The organism is Actinobacillus lignieresii (genome assembly GCF_900444945.1).
Taxonomy (GTDB): Bacteria; Pseudomonadota; Gammaproteobacteria; order Enterobacterales; family Pasteurellaceae; genus Actinobacillus; species Actinobacillus lignieresii.
Genome location: NZ_UFRM01000001.1, coordinates 960446 through 983652 on the forward strand (window position 1 = coordinate 960446; position 23207 = coordinate 983652).

Genomic DNA, 23207 nt, shown 5'->3' on the forward strand with positions numbered 1-23207 from the left:
AAATTTCCATCAAATCTGACCGCTTATCTCATCTTTTTAAAATACTTTATTTTTTAGCTTTTAAATCCGCCACTTTATGCGCTCGATAAATCGCATTGATCGCATGGATTAACGCACGCGCCGAAGACTCGACAATGTCGGTGGCTAAACCGACACCATGGAAACGGCGTCCTTCGTGTTCAACCACGATATCCACTTGTCCCAATGCTTCCGCACCTTCGCCTTTTGCGGTAAGGTTATAATGAAGCATTTTTACTTCCATACCCGTAATAGCCAAAATCGCATTAAAGACCGCATCGACCGGTCCGTTACCGCCGCTTGATACTTGGCTTAATTTTTCGCCGTCCAATTCCACCTGAACAAACGCCGAAGCCGGTAAATGACTAATCATTTGTGACGTAATCACATCTAAATGCAATCTGTCCTCATCACCGGCTTGCATATCGATAAAGGCAAGCGCTTCCAAGTCATAATCAAATACTTGACCTTTCTTATCCGCCAATTTTAGGAATGCGTCATAAAGTTTATCCAAATCATAGTCGTTTTCTTGATAACCCATTTCGCTCATATGATTTTTCACGGCGGCACGTCCTGAACGGGCGGTTAAATTTAATTTTTCTTTCTTCAAACCGATGGTTTCAGGCGACATAATTTCATAGGTATTTTTATTTTTCACCATACCGTCTTGGTGGATACCGGATGAATGGGCAAAGGCATTCGAACCGACAATCGCTTTATTCGGTTGAATCGGCATATTACATAATTGGCTGACCATTTGGCTGACACGATGAATTTCTTGCGTGTTAATGCGCGTATCTCTACCATTGAACATATCTTGGCGAGTTTTGATTGCCATGACCACTTCTTCTAATGCGGTATTCCCCGCACGCTCGCCGATACCGTTAATCGTACATTCGATTTGTCTCGCACCATTTAACACTGCCGTGAGCGAGTTTGCCGTCGCCATACCTAAATCGTTATGACAATGCACCGAAACAACCGCTTTATCAATATTCGGCACACGGTTCATCACATTGGCAATAATATCGCCGTACTGATACGGCAAACAGTAACCGACCGTATCCGGAATATTTACCGTAGTCGCACCGGCATTGATTGCCGCTTCGACAATACGACAAATGTTATCAATACCGGTACGTCCCGCATCTTCACAGGAAAACTCCACATCATCGGTATAGTTTCTGGCACGTTTAACCGCATGCACCGCCATTTCAACGACATCATCAAACGAACGTTTTAATTTAGACTCAACATGAATAGCGGAACTGGCGATAAATGTATGAATACGAAATGCTTCTGCGACTTTCAATGCTTCCGCCGCCACATCAATATCTTTATCCACTGCGCGGGATAATGCGCAAACACGGCTGTTTTTAATGTGTTGAGCAATGGTTTTTACCGACTCGAAATCCCCTGCCGATGAAACCGGAAAACCAACTTCCATAACATCAACGCCTAAACGCTCTAATGCTAACGCAATTTGTAGTTTTTCTTTTACGGTTAAACTTGCTTTAAGCGATTGTTCACCGTCACGTAATGTCGTATCAAAAATAATAATGTTACTCATAAGCTCTCCATTAAGTGTTCTCAACACTTTTATCCGAATTCAATATACCGAAATAAACTAGTCAAATATGCCCATCTTCACCGATTCTTTGCTATTTTTTATAAGTAAAAAAAACCCGCATCAATGTGCGGGCAAAGTGTGGATAGTGAACGCTTTCACTCCGAACGACCTTTATCCTCGCACGAAATGCGATAACAGAAGCAGTCGAAGAGATAGTCGTTTTTCCATTATGTTGTGTGTGTTTATGTTTGCATAGTTATTTGAAATACGGGTACATATTAACTTCAAATAGAGTGAAGTCAATAGCATTTTTCACTACAAGCAAACGATTTCCCGATAAAACATTGCATAAAAACAGTGATTAATTCTTTATAAATTAAAATAATTAGCAAATAACGCTAATACATCTAAATTCTTCCGAATAAACATTAGCTGTTTTAACAAAATGCAAGACCTCCGACCTTTTAATTCTTTTTCTGATTTTTTCAATAATTTTTGATTACGGTAGTAGAAATTCGCTATTTTCTTTGAAGAAACCGGTCAAATTTGTTAGCCTTAAATCAAATTATAATCAGAATAAATTTATAAGGATCTTTTATGACTCACCCGTTTCGCGCCATTGTTTCCGATTTAGACGGAACACTTCTGAATGCCGACCATAAAATAGGTCAATATACGATAGAAACGTTAAGCAAACTCTCTCAACAAGGTATCGATATTTTTTTCGCAACGGGGCGAAATTATCCCGATGTAAAACATATCATTAGCAAAGTCAATGTTAATGAAGCGATGCTCATTACCTCTAACGGCGCCAGAGCGAATTTTCTTTCCGGTCAGACCGTATTAAATCACTACCTTCCGGAAGATATTGCATTTCAGCTGATGAATATCCCTTTCGACAGTAATAGAGTTTGCCTTAACAGCTACCAAGGCGACGAATGGTTTATCAATGTCGATATCGAACAGTTAAAAAAATATCACAAAGATTCCGGCTATTCCTATCAAGTCGTCGATTTCAGCAAACACCACGGGCGTCAAACCGAGAAAGTTTTCTTTATCGGTAAGGCTCCGGAAGATCTCGTCCCAATCGAACAATATATTAAAGCGAAGTTTGGCGACCGAATTTATATGACCTATTCCGCGCTGCTCTGTTTGGAAGTAATGAACAAATCCGTATCAAAAGGCAATGCGCTTGAAGAATTGGTAAAACTAAGAGGCTACGAGTTAAAAGATTGTTTGGCATTCGGCGATGGTATGAACGATATAGAAATGCTTTCCAAAGTGGGGAAAGGTTGTATTATGCGGAATGCGGATAAGCGTTTAATTCAAGCGTTACCTCAACATGAAATTATCGGCAATAATGCGCATGAATCGGTCGCCGCTTATATACGGGCTACATTCGGTATCCTCTGATCGTTTATCTATTAACAAGCGGTCTGATAACCGAACGATATTGCAAATTTTTGGTCTTAACAGACCGCATATTACCTAGACATTATCGGAAAACAAATGAAATTAAAATCGTTAATCACGGGATTGACCCTTGCCGGTATTATAACCGCCGGCTATTTCTATTTTTTTAATCAAAGTGACAATCAACAAGTCTATTATATTACCGAACCCGTCGCACGAGGCACGATTGATAAGCATGTATTGGCAACCGGCTCGGTACGCGCCAGTAAGCGGACCGAAGTCGGGGCGCAGGTATCCGGTAAAATCATTAATCTTTATGTGGCCTTGGGGCAACAAGTTAAAAAAGGCGATTTGCTTGCCGAAATAGATTCGAGTAATCAAAGTAACAGTTTAAGCACGGCGGAAGCAACGCTTTCCTCTTATCAGGCACAGTTAAAATCCGCTCAAGTCGCATTGGAAGTCGCACAATCCAATTTCAATCGTTTAAATAAACTTTATAAGCAACAAAGCGCTTCCCAAAGTGATTTTGAAACGGCGAAAAATACCTTAGCTTCCGCCAGAGCGACGGTAGATAACGTAAAAGCGCAAATTAAATCGGCACAAATTTCGGTAAACGATGCCAAAACCAATTTAAATTATACGCAAATCGTATCGCCGATGGACGGCACTATTGTGTCCATACCGGTTTCGGTCGGGCAAACCGTCAATGCGAATCAAACCTCGCCGACTATTGTTCATGTGGCGGATTTAAGCAAGATGCTAGTCAAACTTGAGATTTCCGAAGGCGATATCGCTCAAGTAAAATCGGGACAAGCGATTCGATTTACGACACTGGCGGAACCTAATCATACGCACAACAGTAAAATTGACAGCGTAGATCCGGCATTGACTACCTTAAGTGACGATAACGCCTCAAATAAATATGCGGAGAAATCAGGCAATACCGAAGCGATTTACTACTACGCCAATTCTTTGGTTGAAAATTCGGAGCAAAGATTACGTATCGGTATGACGGTGCAAGGGCAAGTGGATATTGTTAAGCGCGAAAACGTGTTGATCGTGCCGACATCTGCGCTGAAGAAAAAAAGTAATGCGGTGTTTATCAATGTATTGGAAAATAATCAATCGATTGAGAAAAAAGTCGAAATCGGGCTTGCCGACAGTCAATATACCGAAGTGTTGAGTGGTTTAAATGAGGGAGAAAAAGTGATTACCGCCCAACGTACGGATGATGAAAAAATCAGTGCGGAAATGCGCCGCAGACCGGGCGGATTCTAATTGACTAAAAGCAAGCGGTGGAAATTTACAATATTTTAGTAAATTTCCACCGCTTGTTTACATTAAATCGTCCGAAAAATTATTTTTCGTTCTTAATCGAGGCGAAAATCATCGCCAATACCGGACCGGAAATATTGTGCCAAAAGCTAAATACCGCACTTGGCACCGCCACCACCGGATTCGCTTTAAAATGCAATGCGGCTAACGCTGCGCCTAAACCGGAATTTTGCATACCGACTTCAATCGAAACCGCTTTACTGTCGGCAATCGGTAATTTTAATACTCGACCTACCGTATAACCGATTAAATAACCTAAACCGTTATGTAATACCACTACGAAGAAAATCAATAAACCGGATTCGATAATACGATCTTTACTGACCGAAACCACCGCCGTTACGATTAAGATAATCGCCACAACCGAAATTAACGGCATCGTTTGGCTGAATTGTTCGATTTTTTGTTTAAAAATAGAACGAATCACTACCCCGACAAAAATCGGTAACAATACCATTTTTAAGACGGAAACGAACATTGCGCCCGCATCAATTTCCAACCATTCGCTTGCAAATAAATAGAAAATCGCCGGCGTTAATACCGGAGCCAATAAAGTTGAAACGGTAGTGCAAGCGACGGATAACGCCGTATTTCCTCTTGCCAAATAAGTCATCACGTTCGATGACGTCCCGCCCGGACAAGAACCGACTAAAATTACCCCGATTGCTAAATCCGGCGGTAGCTGAAATGCTTTAGCCAATAAAAAAGCAATACTCGGCATCACGACAAATTGCGCAATCACTCCGATAATCGCCGCTTTCGGATTTTTAGTGACTTCGCCAAAATCCTTAAAGGTTAAAGTAAGCCCCATTCCCAGCATGACGATACCGAGCAAGTATGGAATCCAAGGTACGAATTGCTTAAAAGTTTCCGGATATTGCGCCGAAATAAAGGCAAATACCACTACCCAAATAGCAAATGTTTTACTCACAAATAACGTCAGTTTTAATAAAAAATTCATGTTGTGTCCTTATTTATTATTAACATATATTGATTTAAATTAAAGGAAACACAGGCTACCTGAATTTTTTAGAAATGTGAATAGACAAGCATTCGCATTCTTTGTACCCTTTACAAACTTTTAACTGATTACGTTAAAAGAGATTTAAAGCAACAAAACGAAGGAGAAAACAATGAAATTGTTTAAATTAACCGGTGCAGCGGTCGCTTCCGCATTTATCTTAACCGCTTGCGCTCATCACGATACAACCAATCATGATGAAATGATCTTACAAGAACAAGCGGCATTAGGTCTTAACTGGGTACAACAATCCGGTGAGTATCAAGCACTTGCGCATCAAGCGTTCAACACGGCTAAAGTCGCATTTGATCAAGCAAAAGTCGCCAAAGGTAAGAAAAAAGCGGTTGTGGTCGATTTAGACGAAACCATGGTGGATAACAGCGCCTATGCCGGCTGGCAAGTCAAAAATCATAAAGCCTTCGACGGCGAGAGCTGGACTCGCTGGGTAAATGCCCGTCAAACGCAAGCGATTGCCGGTGCGGTAGAATTCAATAATTACGTAAACAGTCATAAAGGTACGATGTTCTACGTATCAAACCGCAAAGACAACGGTGAAAAAGCCGGTACGTTAGACGATATGAAAAAATTAGGCTTTACCGGTGTCAGCGAACAAACCCTTTTCCTCAAAAAGGACAAATCGAACAAAACCCCTCGCTTTGAAGAAATTGAAAAACAAGGTTATGAAATCGTGCTTTACCTTGGCGATAACTTAAATGACTTCGGCGATGCGACCTACAAAAAATCCAATGCGGAACGTCGTGATTTTGTTGCGGCAAATAAAGACAAATTCGGTAAAAAATTTATCGTACTTCCTAACCCGAACTACGGCGACTGGGAAGGCGGTTTAGATAAAAACTACTATAAAGGCGATGCGAAAAGCCGTTTAGATATTCGTCACGGTGCAATTAAGGCTTGGGACGGCAAATAATTTATCTTATCAAATTCACTTCCGAAGACCGCCACAAGCGGTCTTTTTTCTATCTCTCTTTACAAAATTTTGCTAGGATTGAACCGCTTATTTTAACCTAACAAGGACATAACAATGGTTACCATGAATATTACGCTTTCCCAAGATCCCGCTCCCGAACAATGGGGCAAAAATGCCATTCTGTCTGCCAATCAACAAGGTATGACGATTCACCTACAAAAAGATCCGCTAACGACGATTCAGCGTGCCGCTCGTAAAATTAAAAATCAAGGCGTTTTAAACGTTACGCTTAGCGGACAAGGTTGGACATTAGAAGAATGTTGGGCATTTCATCAAGGTTTTATCAGTGTTCGCAATACCGGAACAGTAAGTTACCCCGACTTAGCCGAACAACAAGCGGAATTTGATGCACGTTTGCATTGTTCTGACTTTACACGTGCTTTGATTAACGAATCTTCCGAAACGCTTACCCCTGAGCGTTTAGCGCAAAAAGCGGCGGAGTTTATTACTAAACAGTCTGAGCAATATCTCGGTAAAAATGTAGTCTACGCCGAAATGATTAGCGGTGAAGTGTTAAAACAGCAAGGCTATCACGGTATTTGGACGGTAGGTAAAGGCTCTGCAAATAAACCGACATTGCTCAAATTGGATTTTAATCCGAGCGGTGATATTAATGCACCCGTGCTTGCTTGTTTAGTCGGTAAAGGCATTACTTTTGATACCGGCGGTTATAGCATTAAACCGAGTGACTCAATGAGTACTATGCGTACCGATATGGGCGGTGCAGCCTTATTAACCGGTGCATTAGGCTTTGCAATCAGTCGCGGCTTAACACAACGGGTAAAACTCTACTTATGCTGTGCGGAAAATATGGTAAGCAGTACTGCATTTAAATTAGGCGATATTATCGAATATCGCAATGGCGTTAGTGCAGAAGTGCTGAATACCGATGCGGAAGGTCGCTTAGTGTTAGCGGACGGCTTAATTGAAGCCAGTGAGCAAAATGCGAAATTTCTTATTGATGCGGCAACCTTAACCGGCGCGGCAAAAGTGGCGGTCGGTAATGACTACCATTCGGTACTGTCTATGGATGATGAATTAACCGCTTGCTTATTTAATGCGGCAAAAGCGGAACACGAACCCTTCTGGCGTTTACCGTTTGAAGAATTTCATCGTTCACAAATTTCGTCATCATTTGCAGATATTGCCAATATCGGATCAGTACCGGTTGGTGCCGGTGCAAGCACGGCAACCGCCTTTTTATCGTACTTTGTGAAAGATTACGAAAAAAATTGGCTTCATATTGATGCTTCCGCCACTTTCCGTAAAACAGCGAGTGATTTATGGGCGGCAGGTGCAACCGGTTTAGGGATGAAAACCCTCGCGAATCTGCTTTTATCTCGATAAACGTTTTGTAAAATTTCCAAAAAATTTAACCGCTTGTTCCGCTAAAGTTCGCGTAAAACAAGCGGTTTTATTTTGCTTTGTGTATAATATTGCGAATTGACTTCTATTTTGCCATTTAGGAACAAATATGAATTACTTAGCGAGTGCAAACGAAACTCTCAGCCTTTACGCCCAAGCAATTAGCCAGCTTAATCAACGTTTAGACGGCGCATTTAATCAAGCGGTCGAAATGGTTTTGAACTGTGAAGGACGCGTCGTGGTTGCGGGTATCGGTAAATCCGGTTTAGTCGGACAAAAAATGGTCGCGACGTTTGCTTCAACCGGCACACCGAGTTTTTATTTACATCCGACCGAAGCCTTCCACGGCGATTTAGGGATGTTAAAACCGATTGATGTGGTGATTCTTATTTCCAACAGCGGAGAAACCAATGATGTAATTAAATTATTACCCAGCCTAAAAAGTTTCGGTAATAAAATTATTGCGATGACCGGCAATCCGAATTCAACTCTTGCTCAACACGCCAATTTAATTCTCAATATCGGTGTTGAGCGAGAAGCCTGCCCGAATAATCTTGCCCCTACTACATCGACACTAGTAACCATGGCGCTCGGCGATGCGTTGGCGATTGCATTAATCAACGCACGTGACTTCAAAGCGGAAGACTTCGCTCGCTTCCACCCGGGCGGTAGCTTAGGACGTAAATTGCTCAATCGCGTGAAAGACGTGATGCAAACTAAGTTGCCGATCGCCCAACCGAATGCGGATTTCAGTACGATTCTAAGTGTGATGAATGAAGGCAGAATGGGCGTGGCATTAATTATGCAAGGCGAACAATTACAAGGCATTATCACTGACGGCGATATTCGTCGTACGTTAGCGCAATTCGGTACGGACAGTTTAGCGAAAACCGCCGAACAAATTATGTCGAAACATCCGAAAACCGTTTCGGACAATACTTATTTGGCGAAAGCGGAAGAAATGATGAAAGAATTGCATATTCATTCGCTCATTGCGCTGAACGACGAAGGCAAAGTGTCCGGTATTATGGAATTCTCAAGTTAAGGATGTTTTGTGGCAAAATCAAATTATATTACTCGCGGCGGATGGCAGACCTTAGATCAAGAACTTAAATTCTTGTGGAAAGACGAACGCCCGAAAGTAACGCAAGCGGTATCGGAAGCCGCCGCTTTAGGTGATCGAAGTGAGAATGCCGAATATATTTACGGTAAACGTCGCTTACGTGAAATTGATCGCCGAGTTCGTTTTTTATCTAAACGCTTAGAAGTGTTACAAATCGTGGATTATCATCCGAAACAAGAAGGCAAAGTCTTTTTCGGTGCTTGGGTTGAGCTTGAAAACGAACAAGGAGAAACCAAGCAATACAGGATTGTCGGGTGTGATGAATTTGATCCGGCTAAGAATTGGATCTCAATTGATTCGCCGGTAGCCCGAGCGTTAATCGGTAAAGAAGCGGATGATGAAATTAAGGTGAATACGCCGCTTGGCAAAAGCTTGCTATATATCAACAAAATCTGGTATGAGAAAGAAGGTCTTTACTAGTACATAAAATGTAAGCGGTCGTTTTTAACGGGAAATTTGCAAAATTCCAGTCAAAAACGACCGCTTGTTTTTAGTACGTCAAACGAAAAATTAGATCGCTTTTAATACGTTTACCATTTCAATTGCACCTAATGCACACTCTGAACCTTTGTTACCTGCTTTAGTACCCGCGCGTTCAATCGCCTGTTCAATATTTTCTGTGGTTAATACACCGAAAATTACCGGTACACCGGTTTCTAATGCAACTGCACCGATACCTTTTGCCGCTTCATTACACACGTAATCATAGTGAGTTGTTGAACCACGAATTACTGTACCTAAACAAATTACCGCATCATATTTACCGCTTGTTGCCATTTTTTTCGCTACTAACGGGATCTCAAATGCTCCCGGTACCCATACCGTATCAATATCATTTTCATCCGCACCGTGACGCACTAAAGTATCAATTGCGCCGCTTAATAATTTATCGTTGATAAAATCGTTGAAACGTGCGGTTACGATACCGAATTTTAAACCTGTCGCAACTAAGTTACCTGTAATCTTTGCCATTTTTTTGTCCTCTTGAAATATGCAAAATTTTATAAAAAAGTGACCGCTTGTATCATTTTATAGTAGGGACGCAATGCTTGCTTCCCTAACATTACATACAGTCGTTAAAGTTAGAAGTTAAACATATGTCCCATTTTTACCTGTTTCACTTTTAGGTAATCAATGTCATTTTTGTTCGGTTCTACAATAATCGGCTCACGTGCAACGATATTTAACCCTTGCTCTTTTAAGCCTTCAATTTTTGCCGGATTATTGGTTAATAAACGGATCGATTTCACGCCTAACTGCTGGAACATTTGCGCACCGATATAATATTCACGTTCGTCTTCTTTAAATCCTAAAGCGACGTTCGCTTCAACCGTATCCATCCCTTTATCTTGTAGTTCGTAAGCACGTAGCTTATTGATTAAACCGATACCACGACCTTCTTGGCGTAAATACAGAATCACACCTCTGCCCTCTTGCTCAATTTGGGTCATTGCTGCGGCAAATTGCTGGCCGCAGTCACAACGTTGAGAGCCGAACGCATCACCGGTTAAACATTCAGAATGAATACGCGCTAAAACTTGCTCACCGTCCGTTAAATCACCTTTGACTAACGCAACGTGTTCTTTACCTGAAATCACTTCAACAAAGCTATGCGCCATAAATTCGCCGTATTTTGTCGGCATTTTTACCACAGAAATTTGTTTCACTAAGCTATCATGTTTACGACGATATTCTTGTAATTGTTGAATCGTGATAAACGGCATATTGTGCTCTACGGCAAATTTTTGTAGATCCGGCATGGTCATCATTGTGCCGTCATCTGCCATAATTTCACAACATAAACCAGCGTGTTTTAAACCGGCTAAACGAGCTAAATCAACTGTTGCTTCAGTATGACCGTTACGTACTAAAACACCACCGTCTTTTGCTACTAATGGGAACATATGCCCTGGGCGGCGGAAATCACTTGCTTTCGCATTATCACCTACAATTTTCATTGCGGTAATTGAACGTTCAAAAGCAGAGATGCCTGTTCCTGTGTCAATGTGATCCACCGATACTGTAAACGCCGTTTCATGGTTATCTTCATTGACTGCCACCATCGGATGGAAATTTAACTTTTTAGCAATTTCCGTTGAAACCGGTGTGCAAATTAAACCTTTGCCATAAGTTGCCATAAAATTGATATTTTCCGGTGTTGCGAATTCTGCAGCACAAATAAAATCACCTTCGTTTTCACGATCTTCATCGTCAGTCACTAAAATGATCTTACCTTGACGAATCGCTTCAATCGCTTCTTCTACTTTTGAAAATTGGAAATCTGTCATCTTCTTTTCCTAAAATATACATTTTTGTCGGTAGGGTACACTGAGTGTGTCCTACAAATTTTAAAATCCCGCCTGCTTTAAAAAGTCTAAACTAAGATTACTTTTCGGTTCATCCGCCGGCTTTTTTAGCAAAAACTGTTCGATATATTTGCCGACAATGTCGTTTTCTAAATTGACAATACTGCCGATTTTTTTCGAACCTAAATTGGTTTCTTTTATGGTATGTGGAATAATCGATACACGGAAACTTTCATCATCGGTATCCACTACGGTCAGGCTAATACCGTCTATGGTAATCGAACCTTTCTCAATAATATAACGCATTAACTTCGGAGAGGTTTTTATACGATACCAAGTTGAATTATGTGCCGGTATGATTTCCGCAATTTCGCCTGTGCCGTCAATATGCCCCGAAACAATGTGTCCGCCGAAACGTCCGTTTGCCGCCATCGCGCGTTCTAAATTAACCGGACTATTCGGTTTTAATTCGCCTAATGAAGTACGTTTTAACGTTTCAGACATCACATCAGCGGTAAATTGGTTGTTTGAAAAAGACGTTACGGTTAAACATACGCCGTTCACCGCAATGCTGTCGCCTAAATGAACGTCTTGTAATACTTTGGTCGCATTAATTGTGACTACCGCAAATTCGCCTTGCTTATGAATTTGAGCAATTTTGCCGACTTCCTCAATAATACCTGTGAACATATAATTTCCTCATTATTGATCCCCCTCTTTTGTAAAGAGGGGTTAGGGGAGATTTAACAACGCCAAAGTGAAAGACGGTGTAAATTTCAACATTATCTCAAATCTCCCCCGGCCCCTCTTTGCTAAAGAGGGGAGATGACTACATAATCCAACAAAATATCTTCGCCGATAAGTTCAGTCGATTTCAATTTTAATTTAACCGCTTGGTCAATTTGCTGAATACCTTCGCCGCCGATTGGGGTTTTCGCTTGTTTACCACCGACTAATTTCGGCGCGATATAACAATGTACTCGATTCACAATACCACTTTCTAACGCACTGAAATTTAAACTTGAACCGCCTTCTAATAACAGGCTGTCGATCTGCATGTCACCGAGCTTTTGCAAAAGATCTTGCAAATCTACCCGCTTGTTTCGTGCTTTACACACTAATACTTCTACGCCAAGCGATCTAAATTGTTCAATTTTTTGCAAATCGTCACAAACGGTTGCAATCACGGTGCGATATTCTTTCGCTGTTTGCACTAACTGGCAATCCAACGGTGTACGTAATTGGCTATCGCAGACAATCCGAACCGGCTGTTTCGCATTCGGCATTCGGCTATTTAGCATCGGATTATCGGCAAGTACCGTATCCACTCCAACCATAATCGCACTATATTGATGGCGAGTTTGTTGCACTCTTGCTCTTGCCGATTCACCGGTAATCCATTTAGATTCACCGGTACTGGTTGCAATTTTGCCGTCTGCCGTCATCGCATATTTCATCAACACATACGGGCGTTTAGTTTGAATATAGTGGAAAAAAATCGGGTTTAACGCATCGCATTCTTCTTTGAGTAAACCTTCCACCACTTCCACACCGACTTGACGTAACTGACTTGCTCCTCGCCCCGCCACTAAAGGATTCGGATCGCTTGAACCGATAAATACTTTTTTAATGCCTCGTTCAATTAATAAATCCGAACAAGGAGGCGTGCGCCCGTGATGACAACAAGGCTCAAGTGTTACATAAGCAGTCGCCCCGGAAAGATCTTCCTTACAATGTAAAATGGCATTACGTTCCGCATGCCAACCACCAATCTTTTCATGGTAACCTTCGGCAACGATTTCACCGTTTTTGACAATTACACAACCGACAAGCGGATTGGGATTCGTCCAACCTAAACCTTGTTTTGCCAGTGCAATCGCACGGCGCATATAGTCTAAATCCGTCATTGTTTTGAAACTATTTAAGGGCAGAGGAAAACACATTACAGGCGTGTTTACCCTAATGATGAAAAAAGCCTTGAAATCTTTCGATCTCAAGGCTTGTAAAAAAGATAGGAAAAACCACCGCTTACACGGTTATTTCATCTTCTTCCATCCAGACTATACTGTCGGTACCGGAATCTCACCAGTTCCTGCCAAACCTTTTTCGTTCGGCTCGCGGACTTTACCGCCGATCGGGAATTTCACCCTGCCCTGAAGATTATTAAAAAATTGTTGCAAATTTTGCGACTTTTGATTGTCAAAGTCAAGCAAGAATTAGCGTTTATCCAATGCCATTGATAATAAAGTGATTGGATGTAAGCAAGTAACATTGCTCGACATATCAATCTGCCATTTACAGGTTTCGCACTCTGAAATCACATAATCAAAACCGCCCTCATTGATATGCTCAAACAAAGTACGTCCGATTGCTTGTGACGTTTCGTAGTTTTCCGCTTTAAAACCGTAAGTCCCGGCAATACCGCAACATTGTGAAGGCAACATGACTATTTCTAATTCCGGAATTTGTTTTAATAATTCCAATGTATAAGGTGCCCAACCTGCTTTTTCTACGTGACAAGCGGTATGATAAGCAACACGTAAACGCATTGGCTTAAGCGGTAATTTTCTGCCGGCTTTTTGTAATTTATACAAGTAACGAGTCACAATATTAATGTGAGATTTCACATTGGTATTCGGCATACCGAGTACGTGACTGTATTCTTCTTTAATATTTGCCGTACAGCTTGAAGACGTACCGATCACTTCCAACTGTTTATTAACGGTTTTTTCAAGATATTTCAGGTTAAATTCCGCCTGTTTTTTCGCTCTTTCAGGAAAACCGTTCACCATTAACGGCAAACCGCAACATTTTTCTTTTTCAAGCAAGACCACACCGATATCCAGTGCATTCATTACGTCAATCACTTCTTTCCCTAACTGCGGATTATTATAGTTCACATAACAACCGTGGTAATAAGCGACTTGCTCTTTGAATTGCGCCTGGCGTTTCGCTTCTTTTTTCATATACCAATTACGGAACGAACCGAATGAATATTTCGGTAAGGTACGGTGTTGGCTGACTTTTAAGGTTTTCTCCAGTAAGAATCGGGTCGCTTTTAAACCGGTAATCGTATTCACAATCGGTGCAAACGGGGTATTCATCGTCCCCATAATATCGGTATTACTTAATACCGCATCACGCAATTTGTGAATTAACGGTTTATTTTGACGCTCAACGTGACGATTTCTTGCACGTACGATAATATCGCCGATTTTTACATCCGACGGGCAAGCAATTTCACAACGTTTACAGTTAGTACAATATTTCAAGGCTTCATCGTAGAAATCCGGGCTTTTCAGACGTAAACGCTCGCCGTCCGGGCCGGATTGTTTCGGTCCCGGATAGAACGGATTATTACGTGAAACCGGACATACCGCCGTACAAGCGGTACATTTCAAGCAACTTTCAAAACTCGGATCAAAATGTTGATGAACAACCGGAGATTGTGCGCCTTGACGTGCATTTTCAATCAATTGTTTAATATTCATTTTGTACCTCCGATTTGTTCTGCAACGGTTAATGCCGTTACCACTGCAACACCCGAACCGCAACCTTGCTCAATGCCTTGGAAACCACCAATGACATTGCCCACCGCATATAAATTCGGCACAACCTCACCGTTTTTTTGCACTTGGCAAGCCGAGTTAATCACTACACCTGCAGATTGATATGGTTGAGGTGCCGCAAAGCGGTTATTTGTCCAAGTAAAGCGGTCAGAATTATCAAAATTTTTGCAACCGCAAATATCCAAATCAAATACCGGCTCTTTCACTCGTTCAAACTCCGCCACAAGCCCGTTGCTAAAGAAACTGCCGGCAGCCAACACAAAATGATCCGCACTAATCGGTTCTTCTTGGTGTGATGTGGTAAAAATACGTACTACCTTATCCTCTTCAAATTCCGCTTTAACCGCTCGGTCACCGTTCATCATCATACCGCCTAATTGCTCAAAGCGTGAACGTAGCTGACGATGTTGGCGAATACCCAATAAAGACGGTGGTAACGTCGGTAATTCAAATAATGCCAAACCGGTTGCTTGCTGTAAGCTATTGAAGAAATCTTGGTTATCTAAGCCGAAACAAGCCGGTAAAAAGACCGCTTTCGCATTGCCTGCCGCTTGTTTAATTTCTTGTACTAAATCTTGGAAAGACAATTTATGTTCTAATAATTGCGCAATATTTACACTGCGAAACTCACGAGAGTTTTGGCGTAAATAGTCCAACTCGGGAATATTCAAATAACCGATGGTAAATTCGTAATCGGAAAATTGGCTATGCTGTTTTAAATTGTCCGCCAATAATTGCGGCTGAAAATCGTGATAGCCTTCAATTCCTAAAATGGCGACCTGTTTCTCCGCTAAGGTAGTTAAATGTTTTACTGTCGGCACGCTATTCGGCGATAGCCAAGTCGCACGAAGACCACCTAGCGGGGTAATGCGTTCATGATTTTGCGCCGTTGATCCTTCTAAATGTAGAGTTAAACTTTGCGCTAATTGTTCGAACTGCTGCGCTTTTGCCAATACTTGATCTTTGCCGAGAATGCTATACGGATGTTCCAGCGCTTGAAGTTTTAATTCATCAAGCGATTGGTAAACATTTTCGACTTTTTGACCGCTTGGTAAACGAGAAAGTAAATCCATTGAGCCGGAAGAAAAATCCATCGCCGCTTGTCCGTTATTAATAATCGCACAGCGTTTGCCTTGTTCTTGAAGCGCAATCCCACAGGTTAAACCGGCAAGCCCTCCGCCAATAATCACTACATCAAAATTCATTGCTATTCACTCCCTGCTCTTTGTCCATCGGCACATCATTCAGTCCGAGTAGGCTATAGTAAATCCAGCTGGTAAATTCCGCTTCCCGCATTGCATCTCCCCACGCAATCGGTTGAATACCACGCCAACGTTCTTCCATAAATGAAGCTAATTGTGTGGTTGATTCTTTCGGTGTCGCCACATTGAAACGGCTCATCAATCCCGCAGCACGGCAGGCGCAAAGTTCCGCTTGGCAAGTTCCCATACCGACACGGGTACGGCGGCGTAAATCGACTAAGTTATTTACATTCAGCTCATCAACCGCATAGCGAACTTCACCGGCGGTTACCGCTTCACATTCGCACACTAAGGTTTTATCCAATCGTTCGGTTTCCAGTAAACGCAATGCTCTGGAACCGTGACGATAAACCGCAGAATGACGAATCGTATTCGGTAGCGAAATGATTTTTTTACTGGTCTCTTCACAGCTTTCATTTGAACCCGGAAGCGGACGCTCCGCCGTGCTACACAAGCGCTCGGATTTATTCAATTTTTTGCAAACCAAATCGGTTGCCCATTCCGCCATCAAACGATAAGTCATTAGTTTACCGCCGGTAATAGTGATAAAGCCGTCTAAACCGTCACGTTCCGCGTGATCCAGCAATACTATACCGCGGCTCACGTTACGACCGGACGGATCATCGTCCGTTGCCACCAATGGACGAACCCCCGCATAAGCACGTAATACACGGGTATGACGCAAACTCGGTGCAAGTTTCTCCCCTTCACGGAACAGTACGTCCACTTCTTCCGGTGTGACTACCATATTGTCAATTTGATCATAAGGAATACGGTCGGAAGTCGTCCCGATAACACAAATGGTATCGCCCGGTACTAAAATATCGGCATTCGCCGGTTTACGACAACGGTTGATCACCATATTATTGATACGGTGTCCCATCACTAATAACGAACCTTTTGCAGGGAACATTTTGATTTTGAGATCGGCGTATTCGGCAATACCCTGCCCCCAGATCCCGCCTGCATTCACCACAATCGGCGCAAAAAATTGACGTTTTACTTGGTTTCTATGATCGAACACATTAACGCCGATAACGGTGCCGCCTTCACGAATCAACCCTATCACTTCGCAATAAGTGAATATTTTTGCGCCGTTTTCCGTTGCATCCAACATATTGGAAGCGGTTAAACGGAACGGGTCAATCGAACCATCCGGCACAACCACCGCACCGACTAGCGAAGGGTTAACGGACGGCTCCATATATTTTGCAAGATCCGGTTCGATTTCAACCGCTTCGATACCCGAATCGGTACAGGCTTGGATAAAGTTTTTCTGATAATTGAGATCGTCTTCCGGCAGGGTTATGAAAAGCCCTTTCGTATCATCTACGCAATGACGGGCGATTTGTTTAAGGATTAGATTTTCTTTAATGCACTCTTCGGCAGATTCCCTATCATTCACCGCATAACGTGCGCCGCTATGTAGTAAACCGTGATTACGACCGGTCGCACCGGTTGCAATATCTCTGCGTTCAAGTAATACGCATTTTAAACCGCGTAATGCGCAATCTCGCGCAATACCGGCTCCCGTTGCGCCGCCACCGATAATAATCACATCGGTATTAATCGGCGAAAAGTCTGCAACATTTTGATACATCTGAGGTGAAATGTTCATACTCAACCTCTCCCACACTTAAATGAAATGAAACGAACAAATTAAAATAACCGCATTGTATTAAAATGAGCGTTTTTGAACAAGTAAATGAGCAAAAAAGAAATCAGAAGTGTGAATAACATCACAAATTCTTTCGATTTACGAAATTGTTTGTGGTACAGATCACAAATTTACATAAATCATCTTTTATATTTGTGCTTTTCGGCTAACCTTTTAGCCGGCTTTTTAAGCAATCATCATGAGGAGAAATCTATGAAAACAATCAAAGCATTAGCGATTAGTCTTATTACTACGGCGGTATTAGCTGGTTGTTCTAATACGCAACCTGTTGAGCCGGTTAAATCCGACAAGTTGATTATCGCTCACCGTGGTGCCAGCGGCTACCTACCGGAGCATACGCTTGAATCCAAAGCGCTTGCTTTCGCTCAACAAGCGGATTATTTAGAGCAAGATCTTGCGATGACAAAGGACAACCGTTTAATTGTTATTCACGACCATTTCTTAGACGGCTTAACCGATGTGGCGAAAAAATTCCCGAAACGTGCGCGTAAGGACGGACGTTTCTATGTGGCGGATTTCACCTTAAAAGAAATCCAAACGCTTGAAATGACGGAAAATTTCAAAACCGAAAACGGCCAACAAGTACAGGTTTATCCGAATCGTTTCCCGATGTGGAAATCACATTTCAGAATTCACACTTTCGAAGATGAAATCGAATTTATCCAAGGCTTAGAAAAATCAACCGGTAAACAAATCGGTATCTATCCGGAAATTAAAGCGCCTTGGCTACATCACCAAGAAGGTAAAGATATTGCATTAGAAACCTTAAAAGTACTGAAAAAATACGGCTATGACCAAAAATCGGACAAAGTTTATTTACAAACTTTCGATTTTAACGAGTTAAAACGTATTAAAACCGAATTATTGCCGAAACTCGGTATGGACGTAAAACTCGTTCAATTAGTCGCTTATACCGATTGGCATGAAACCGAAGAAAAAGACGCTTCGGGCAAATGGGTGAACTACAACTACGACTGGATGTTCAAAGACGGCGCAATGGCTGAAGTGGCTAAATACGCCGACGGCGTAGGCCCTGGTTGGTATATGTTGGTTGATGACAAAAACTCAAAATTAGGCGATATCAAATTCACGCCGATGGTGAAAGATATTGCGAAAACTAAAATGGAACTACATCCGTACACAGTACGTAAAGATGCCCTTCCGGAATTCTTTACCGATGTAAATCAAATGTACGATGCGTTATTAAATAAAGCGGGAGCAACCGGCGTGTTTACCGACTTCCCGGATACCGGCGTACAATTTATTAAAGGAATAAAATAATCTCAATTTTGAGCGAAAATGAAGAATAAATTTGTGAATCGACCATGTTTTGATTGAATATGTTGAAATACCCTCATAAAAATGTGAGTAGATTCACAAATTTGAATAATTTTTATGGAGTATTACTCTTTTTTATATAGAATATACTCGATTGTTCGTAATCGAACTTTTTATCAATAAATATAAAATATGGAGTGTTTCTATGTTTGGTCCATTCAAACCGGCTCCGCATATTGCGGAATTACCGGCAGATAAAATAGATGCCAGATACAAATTCTTACGTTGGCAAGTTTTTGCAGGTATCTTTTTCGGCTATGCCGCCTATTACTTTGTGCGTGCGAACTTCGACCTTGCGCAAAAAGGTTTAATTGAAGCGGGTTTATATAATAAAGCGGAACTCGGTATTATCGGTACCGGTGCGGGTTTGGCTTACGGTTTATCTAAATTCGTAATGGCGGGTATGTCAGACCGCTCGAATCCGAAAGTATTTTTACCGTTCGGTTTATTACTTTCCGGTCTTTGTATGACGATGATGGGCTTAATGCCGTGGGCGACTTCAGGTATTGCAGTGATGTTCATCATGATTTTCTTAAACGGTTGGTTCCAAGGTATGGGTTGGCCACCGTGCGGTCGTACTATGGTTCACTGGTGGTCTAAATCCGAACGCGGTACTATCGTTTCTATTTGGAACTGTGCGCATAACGTGGGCGGTATGGTACCGGGTGCGATGGTATTATTAGCCAGTGCGATTTACTTCAGCAACACCGGCGAACACGCTACAGCGAAAGACGTATGGCAACAAGCGCTTTATTATCCAGGTATTGCCGCAATGATCGCTGCGATTCCGGTTTATTTCGTGATGAAAGATACGCCGCAATCTTGCGGTTTACCGCCAGTAGAAAAATGGCGTAACGATTATCCGGATGACTATAATGAAGAAACGGCGGAAAAAGACTTAAGTACCAAAGAAATCTTTGTGACTTACGTACTTAAAAACAAATTATTATGGTACATCGCAATCGCTAACGTATTCGTGTATTTAATTCGTTACGGCGTTTTAAAATGGTCTCCGGTTTATCTTGGTGAAGTAAAACACTTTAACATTAAAGGAACTGCATGGGCTTATACCATTTATGAATTAGCTGCGATTCCGGGTACATTATTATGCGGTTGGGTATCGGATAAATTATTCAAAGGTAAACGCGGTTTAACCGGCTTTATCTTCATGATCTTAACGACTATCGCCGTGTTCGCATTATGGAAAAACCCGGCAACGCCTGAAGCGGAATTAGCGCAATATGCAGGTAAAGCGTGGTATGAAAACCCATATCAATTAATGGACTTCATCTTAATGACAACTATCGGTTTCTTAATCTACGGTCCGGTAATGTTAATCGGCTTACACGCACTTGAACTTGCACCGAAAAAAGCGGCGGGTACTTCAGCGGGCTTTACCGGTTTATTCGGTTACTTAGGCGGTACTGTTTCGGCATCGGCCGTTGTAGGTTGGGCGGCTGAATATTACGGCTGGGACGGCGGTTTCTACGTAATGATTGCCGGCGGCGTATTAGCCGTACTCTTAATGTTTATCGTGATGATTGAAGAAGGTAAACATAAAGCGAAATTAGGTGATCACTACGGTAAATAATCTTATCGTAAACCACTAAAAATATGAGAGAGGAAATACTATTCGGTATTTCCTCTCTTTTTAATTTTAATCAAATTTTCGCTTGTTTTTCCAAAAATCAACCCCATAATGGGCTAATCGATTGATAGAAAAATAAGAGAGAAATATATGGCACCGAGAAAAAAGAAAGCGATTGAATTGCCACTTCTTCCATTACGCGACGTAGTGGTTTTCCCCTATATGGTAATGCCGTTATTCGTAGGTCGTGAGAAATCGATTCAGGCTTTACGTGCGGCGATGGATTCAAATAAACAGTTATTTCTTGTCACGCAACAAGATCCGAATAAAGAAGAACCGACCACGGAAGACGTGTATTCCGTTGGTGTAATTGCCAATATTATTCAAATGCTCAATCTACCGGACGGTACGGTAAAAGTGCTTGTTGAAGGTCAGCAACGCGCGAAAATCGAGCATATTCACGACGATGAGAACGGTTTTTGGGCAGGCGTTCAACCGTTAATTTCCGAATACGATAATGAGAATGACGAACTAAGCGCAATCGCTAAAGCGACAATTAACGAATTTGAAAATTATGTAAAAAATAACAAGAAGATCCCGACGGAAATTTTGCCGAAGTTACAGAAAATCACTTTGGAAGATCGTCTTGCCGATACGATTGCCTCTAACTTAATCGCACCGGTTCAGAAAAAACAGGCGTTATTGGAAGAAACTAATCTTATCGCTCGTTTTGAAGCATTATTAGTAGCTATGGCAACCGAGTTGGATTCGCTAGAAACCGAAACGCGTATTCGTAATCGTGTGAAACAACAAATGGAAAAAAACCAACGCGATTATTATTTAAACGAGCAAATTAAAGCGATTCAAAAAGAACTTGGCAACGGCGAAGACGCCGAACAAACCGAGCTGGATAAATTAAAAGAACAAATCGAAGAAGCGAAGTTACCGCTCGAAGTAAAAGAAAAACTGGATAGCGAGTTTAAAAAGTTAAAAGCGATGCCGCAAAGTTCTTCCGAAGCGACCGTCGTACGCGGCTATATCGATTGGGTCTTAAAAATGCCGTGGAACAAAAAATCAACGGTGAAAAAAGACTTGGCGAAAGCGCAAGAAATTTTAGACAAAGATCACTATGGTTTGGAGCGTGTTAAAGAGCGCATTGTCGAATATCTTGCGGTACAAAGTCGTTTAAACAAACTTAAAGGTCCGATTCTTTGCTTAGTCGGTCCTCCGGGTGTGGGTAAAACCTCACTTGGGCAATCTATCGCTAATGCAACCGGTCGTAAATACGTTCGTATGGCGTTAGGCGGTGTGCGTGACGAAGCGGAAATTCGCGGTCATCGCCGTACTTATATCGGTTCTATGCCGGGTTCATTAATGATGAAAATGGCAAAAGTCGGCGTGAAAAATCCGTTGTTCTTGCTCGATGAAATCGACAAAATGGCGCAAGATATGCGTGGCGATCCGGCTTCGGCATTACTTGAAGTATTAGATCCGGAACAAAACAAAGCGTTTAACGACCATTATTTAGAAGTCGATTACGATCTTTCCGACGTAATGTTCGTAGCAACGTCAAACTCAATGAATATTCCGCCGGCATTACTCGACCGTATGGAAGTGATTCGTCTTTCCGGTTATACCGAAGATGAGAAAATGCATATTGCCCGTGACCACTTAATTGCCAAACAGCAAGAAAATAACGGCTTAAAAGCGGGTGAATTAACTATCGAAGATAGTGCTATTTTAAGCATTATTCGTTACTACACTCGTGAAGCCGGCGTGCGTAGTCTTGAACGTGAAATTGCTAAGATCTGTCGTAAAGCGGTGAAAACTTTGGTGTTGGACAAAAAAGTCAAATCAATTACGGTAACCGAAGACAATATCGCCGATTACTTGGGTGTAAAACGTTTTGATTACGGTAAAATGGACAGCCAAAACCGTGTCGGTGAAGTGACCGGTTTAGCTTGGACGGAAGTCGGCGGCGATTTACTCACCATCGAAACCACTTCGGTCAGCGGTAAAGGTAAATTCTCATTTACCGGTTCATTAGGCGATGTGATGAAAGAATCGATTCAAGCGGCAATGATGGTGGTACGAGCAAGATCCGCACAATTAGGCATTGCGGATGACTTCTATGAAAAACGAGATATTCACGTACACGTGCCGGACGGCGCAACGCCGAAAGACGGCCCGAGTGCAGGTATCGCAATGTGTACCGCATTAATTTCAAGTTTAACCGGCAATCCTGTTCGCAAAGAAGTGGCGATGACCGGTGAAATTAGCTTACGTGGTAAAGTATTACCGATCGGCGGCTTAAAAGAGAAATTATTGGCGGCACACCGTGGCGGCATTACCACGGTGATTATTCCGAAAGACAACGAAAAAGATCTGGAAGAGATTCCTGAAAATGCCAAAGCGGCATTGGCTATTCATTCGGTGGAAACGATTGACGAAGTGTTAGCGATTGCACTAGAAAATCCGCCGATGGGGATTGAGGTGCTCTCTCCTAAATCACAAACGATTAAAGTGAAAAAAACTCGCTCAAAAGCGGCGATTCAATAATCGTAATAACATAACGTAAAAAGGGCTTCAAATTATTTGAAGCCCTTTGTTTTTCTATAATAAGCGGTCATATT

General features: G+C 42.0%; 18 protein-coding genes and 1 riboswitch. Of the genes, 9 read left to right on the plus strand and 9 right to left on the minus strand.

The genetic code is table 11. The features are described from left to right. Positions 1-46: 46 nt before the first annotated feature. A complete protein-coding gene (leuA, locus tag DY200_RS04360) occupies positions 47-1588 on the minus strand; it encodes a 2-isopropylmalate synthase (protein WP_115587051.1) in 1542 nt (513 codons plus the stop codon). 597 nt (positions 1589-2185) lie between these two features. On the opposite strand from leuA, the gene DY200_RS04365 reads away from it, so the two are divergent. Next, entirely contained in the window at positions 2186-3001 is an 816-nt protein-coding gene (locus DY200_RS04365) for a Cof-type HAD-IIB family hydrolase (RefSeq protein WP_115587052.1), read from the plus strand. Between the two features lie 96 nt (positions 3002-3097). Continuing rightward, entirely contained in the window at positions 3098-4279 is a 1182-nt protein-coding gene (locus tag DY200_RS04370) for an efflux RND transporter periplasmic adaptor subunit (protein WP_115587053.1), read from the plus strand. Between the two features lie 79 nt (positions 4280-4358). On the opposite strand, the gene DY200_RS04375 is transcribed toward DY200_RS04370, so the two are convergent. Beyond that, positions 4359-5297, minus strand: a complete 939-nt coding sequence (locus DY200_RS04375) for a bile acid:sodium symporter family protein (RefSeq protein WP_115587054.1) — start codon at positions 5295-5297, stop codon at positions 4359-4361. A 172-nt stretch (positions 5298-5469) separates the two neighbouring features. Between DY200_RS04375 and DY200_RS04380 the strand changes: the two genes are divergently transcribed. The 4 genes from DY200_RS04380 (at position 5470) to greB (ending at position 9253) form a co-directional block, all read left to right on the plus strand. Further along, complete coding sequence (locus DY200_RS04380; RefSeq protein ID WP_115587055.1) at positions 5470-6285, plus strand: 5'-nucleotidase, lipoprotein e(P4) family; 816 nt, start codon at positions 5470-5472, stop codon at positions 6283-6285. Positions 6286-6408: 123 nt separating this feature from the next. Continuing rightward, positions 6409-7692 (plus strand): aminopeptidase PepB, encoded by a 1284-nt coding sequence (gene pepB / locus DY200_RS04385; RefSeq protein ID WP_115587973.1) that lies wholly within the window; start codon positions 6409-6411, stop codon positions 7690-7692. 127 nt (positions 7693-7819) lie between these two features. Beyond that, positions 7820-8755, plus strand: coding sequence for a KpsF/GutQ family sugar-phosphate isomerase (locus DY200_RS04390; protein WP_115587056.1), 936 nt, complete (start codon positions 7820-7822; stop codon positions 8753-8755). Between the two features lie 9 nt (positions 8756-8764). Then, positions 8765-9253, plus strand: a complete 489-nt coding sequence (gene greB, locus DY200_RS04395) for a transcription elongation factor GreB (protein WP_115587057.1) — start codon at positions 8765-8767, stop codon at positions 9251-9253. A 90-nt stretch (positions 9254-9343) separates the two neighbouring features. On the opposite strand, the gene ribH is transcribed toward greB, so the two are convergent. The 7 genes from ribH to glpA all read right to left on the minus strand — a co-directional run bounded on the left by ribH (position 9344) and on the right by glpA (position 17588). Then, positions 9344-9805, minus strand: coding sequence for a 6,7-dimethyl-8-ribityllumazine synthase (ribH, locus tag DY200_RS04400; RefSeq protein WP_115587058.1), 462 nt, complete (start codon positions 9803-9805; stop codon positions 9344-9346). Between the two features lie 110 nt (positions 9806-9915). After that, positions 9916-11121 (minus strand): bifunctional 3,4-dihydroxy-2-butanone-4-phosphate synthase/GTP cyclohydrolase II, encoded by a 1206-nt coding sequence (locus tag DY200_RS04405; protein ID WP_115587059.1) that lies wholly within the window; start codon positions 11119-11121, stop codon positions 9916-9918. 60 nt (positions 11122-11181) lie between these two features. Next, the gene (ribE, locus tag DY200_RS04410) at positions 11182-11829 is read right to left on the minus strand and encodes a riboflavin synthase (protein WP_115587060.1); all 648 of its coding nucleotides are present in this window, start codon (positions 11827-11829) and stop codon (positions 11182-11184) included. Positions 11830-11951: 122 nt separating this feature from the next. Next, positions 11952-13046, minus strand: coding sequence for a bifunctional diaminohydroxyphosphoribosylaminopyrimidine deaminase/5-amino-6-(5-phosphoribosylamino)uracil reductase RibD (gene ribD / locus DY200_RS04415; RefSeq protein ID WP_115587061.1), 1095 nt, complete (start codon positions 13044-13046; stop codon positions 11952-11954). A 132-nt stretch (positions 13047-13178) separates the two neighbouring features. Then, positions 13179-13304, minus strand: a riboswitch (FMN riboswitch). Positions 13305-13355: 51 nt separating this feature from the next. After that, on the minus strand, positions 13356-14630 hold the full coding sequence (glpC, locus tag DY200_RS04420; RefSeq protein WP_115587062.1) for an anaerobic glycerol-3-phosphate dehydrogenase subunit GlpC: 1275 nt from the start codon (positions 14628-14630) through the stop codon (positions 13356-13358). Continuing rightward, positions 14627-15913, minus strand: coding sequence for a glycerol-3-phosphate dehydrogenase subunit GlpB (glpB, locus tag DY200_RS04425; protein ID WP_115587063.1), 1287 nt, complete (start codon positions 15911-15913; stop codon positions 14627-14629). Before glpB ends, glpC begins: the two co-directional genes overlap by 4 nt. Next, complete coding sequence (gene glpA / locus DY200_RS04430; protein WP_115587064.1) at positions 15903-17588, minus strand: anaerobic glycerol-3-phosphate dehydrogenase subunit A; 1686 nt, start codon at positions 17586-17588, stop codon at positions 15903-15905. Before glpA ends, glpB begins: the two co-directional genes overlap by 11 nt. 252 nt (positions 17589-17840) lie before the next feature. Between glpA and glpQ the strand changes: the two genes are divergently transcribed. The 3 genes from glpQ to lon all read left to right on the plus strand — a co-directional run bounded on the left by glpQ (position 17841) and on the right by lon (position 23133). After that, on the plus strand, positions 17841-18929 hold the full coding sequence (gene glpQ, locus DY200_RS04435) for a glycerophosphodiester phosphodiesterase (protein WP_115587065.1): 1089 nt from the start codon (positions 17841-17843) through the stop codon (positions 18927-18929). Positions 18930-19131: 202 nt separating this feature from the next. Continuing rightward, entirely contained in the window at positions 19132-20577 is a 1446-nt protein-coding gene (gene glpT / locus DY200_RS04440) for a glycerol-3-phosphate transporter (RefSeq protein WP_005596379.1), read from the plus strand. A 147-nt stretch (positions 20578-20724) separates the two neighbouring features. Continuing rightward, positions 20725-23133, plus strand: coding sequence for an endopeptidase La (gene lon, locus DY200_RS04445; RefSeq protein WP_115587066.1), 2409 nt, complete (start codon positions 20725-20727; stop codon positions 23131-23133). Positions 23134-23207: the final 74 nt, after the last annotated feature.

Bases quoted from the DNA above. Each gene is read 5' to 3' on its own strand.
- leuA (WP_115587051.1), bottom strand. From the start codon at position 1,588: ATGAGTAACATTATTATTTTTGATACGACATTACGTGACGGTGAACAA.
- DY200_RS04365 (WP_115587052.1), top strand. From the start codon at position 2,186: ATGACTCACCCGTTTCGCGCCATTGTTTCCGATTTAGACGGAACACTT.
- DY200_RS04370 (WP_115587053.1), top strand. From the start codon at position 3,098: ATGAAATTAAAATCGTTAATCACGGGATTGACCCTTGCCGGTATTATA.
- DY200_RS04375 (WP_115587054.1), bottom strand. From the start codon at position 5,297: ATGAATTTTTTATTAAAACTGACGTTATTTGTGAGTAAAACATTTGCT.
- DY200_RS04380 (WP_115587055.1), top strand. From the start codon at position 5,470: ATGAAATTGTTTAAATTAACCGGTGCAGCGGTCGCTTCCGCATTTATC.
- pepB (WP_115587973.1), top strand. From the start codon at position 6,409: ATGAATATTACGCTTTCCCAAGATCCCGCTCCCGAACAATGGGGCAAA.
- DY200_RS04390 (WP_115587056.1), top strand. From the start codon at position 7,820: ATGAATTACTTAGCGAGTGCAAACGAAACTCTCAGCCTTTACGCCCAA.
- ribH (WP_115587058.1), bottom strand. From the start codon at position 9,805: ATGGCAAAGATTACAGGTAACTTAGTTGCGACAGGTTTAAAATTCGGT.
- DY200_RS04405 (WP_115587059.1), bottom strand. From the start codon at position 11,121: ATGACAGATTTCCAATTTTCAAAAGTAGAAGAAGCGATTGAAGCGATT.
- ribE (WP_115587060.1), bottom strand. From the start codon at position 11,829: ATGTTCACAGGTATTATTGAGGAAGTCGGCAAAATTGCTCAAATTCAT.
- ribD (WP_115587061.1), bottom strand. From the start codon at position 13,046: ATGACGGATTTAGACTATATGCGCCGTGCGATTGCACTGGCAAAACAA.
- glpC (WP_115587062.1), bottom strand. From the start codon at position 14,630: ATGAATATTAAACAATTGATTGAAAATGCACGTCAAGGCGCACAATCT.
- glpB (WP_115587063.1), bottom strand. From the start codon at position 15,913: ATGAATTTTGATGTAGTGATTATTGGCGGAGGGCTTGCCGGTTTAACC.
- glpA (WP_115587064.1), bottom strand. From the start codon at position 17,588: ATGAACATTTCACCTCAGATGTATCAAAATGTTGCAGACTTTTCGCCG.
- glpQ (WP_115587065.1), top strand. From the start codon at position 17,841: ATGAAAACAATCAAAGCATTAGCGATTAGTCTTATTACTACGGCGGTA.
- glpT (WP_005596379.1), top strand. From the start codon at position 19,132: ATGTTTGGTCCATTCAAACCGGCTCCGCATATTGCGGAATTACCGGCA.
- lon (WP_115587066.1), top strand. From the start codon at position 20,725: ATGGCACCGAGAAAAAAGAAAGCGATTGAATTGCCACTTCTTCCATTA.